The following is a 1748-nucleotide window of genomic DNA, read 5'->3' as shown; positions in this document are numbered from 1 at the left end:
GAAGGTCCATTGAGAAGTGGGCTGGAGGTATCACGAGTGCGAATGCTGACATGAGTAACGACAAGGGGCGTGAAAAACGCCCCCGCCGGAAGACCAAGGGTTTCTGTTCGACGCTAATCGGAGCAGAGTGAGTCGGCCCCTAAGGCGAGGCCGAAAGGCGTAGTCGATGGGAAACGGGTTAATATTCCCGTACCTCACAGCACTGCGATGGGGGGACGAAGAAGGCTAGACGGGCCAGGCGCTGGTTGTCCTGGTGAAAGCGCGTAGGCTGGGATCTCAGGCAAATCCGGGATCCCAAGGCCGAGACGCGAGACGAAGGCCCCACGGGGCCGAAGTCGTCGATGCCACGCTTCCAGGAAAAGCCTCTAAGCTTCAGGTGTTGTGGGACCGTACCCCAAACCGACACAGGTGGTCAGGTAGAGAATACCGAGGCGCTTGAGAGAACTCGGGTGAAGGAACTAGGCAAAATGGTGCCGTAACTTCGGGAGAAGGCACGCCGCATTAGGGTGAACCTCCTTGCGAGGGGAGCGCGACGCGGTCGAAGATACCAGGTGGCTGCAACTGTTTAGTAAAAACACAGCACTCTGCTAACGCGCAAGCGGACGTATAGGGTGTGACGCCTGCCCGGTGCCGGAAGGTTAAGTGATGGTGTTAGCTTAGGCGACGCTCCTGATCGAAGCCCCGGTAAACGGCGGCCGTAACTATAACGGTCCTAAGGTAGCGAAATTCCTTGTCGGGTAAGTTCCGACCTGCACGAATGGCGTAATGATGGCCACGCTGTCTCCACCCGAGACTCAGTGAAATTGAAATCGCCGTGAAGATGCGGTGTACCCGCGGCTAGACGGAAAGACCCCGTGAACCTTTACTACAGCTTCACACTGGATGCTGATGTTGCTTGTGTAGGATAGCTGGGAGGCTAGGAACCCCGGACGCCAGTTCGGGGGGAGCCGACCTTGAAATACCAGCCTGGCATCATTGGCGTTCTAACTTGGGTCCGTGATCCGGATCGAGGACAGTGTGTGGTGGGTAGTTTGACTGGGGCGGTCTCCTCCCAAAGGGTAACGGAGGAGCACGAAGGTACCCTCAGCACGGTTGGAAATCGTGCATTGAGTGCAAGAGCATAAGGGTGCTTGACTGCGAGACAGACACGTCGAGCAGGTACGAAAGTAGGTTCTAGTGATCCGGTGGTTCTGTATGGAAGGGCCATCGCTCAACGGATAAAAGGTACTCCGGGGATAACAGGCTGATACCGCCCAAGAGTTCACATCGACGGCGGTGTTTGGCACCTCGATGTCGGCTCATCACATCCTGGGGCTGAAGTCGGTCCCAAGGGTATGGCTGTTCGCCATTTAAAGTGGTACGCGAGCTGGGTTTAGAACGTCGTGAGACAGTTCGGTCCCTATCTGCCGTGGGCGTTGGAAGTTTGCGAAGGGCTGCTCCTAGTACGAGAGGACCGGAGTGGACGCACCTCTGGTGTACCGGTTGTCACGCCCGTGGCATTGCCGGGTAGCTAAGTGCGGACGGGATAACCGCTGAAAGCATCTAAGCGGGAAGCCCCCTTCAAGATGAGACTTCCCCGAGGCGTCAAGCCTCCTGAAGGGCCCAGCGAGACGAGCTGGTTGATAGGCCGGGTGTGGAAGCGCTGCAAGGCGTTGAGCTGACCGGTACTAATGGCCCGTGCGGCTTGACCATATAACCCCAAGGGGTCTGCGCATGACGCGCACGATTGACGGATACGACGAGACGTA

General features: G+C 57.5%; 1 rRNA gene. It reads left to right on the top strand.

The window, feature by feature from the left end:
• Positions 1–1692, top strand: a 23S ribosomal RNA gene (locus IE093_RS22215); the annotation flags it as partial.
• Between the last annotated feature and the right edge of the window lie 56 nt (positions 1693–1748).

Source organism: Litchfieldella qijiaojingensis (genome assembly GCF_014651875.1).
GTDB lineage: Bacteria > Pseudomonadota > Gammaproteobacteria > Pseudomonadales > Halomonadaceae > Litchfieldella > Litchfieldella qijiaojingensis.
Note: the sequence above shows the minus strand (reverse complement) of the source record. Positions and strands in the feature narration are given on the sequence as shown.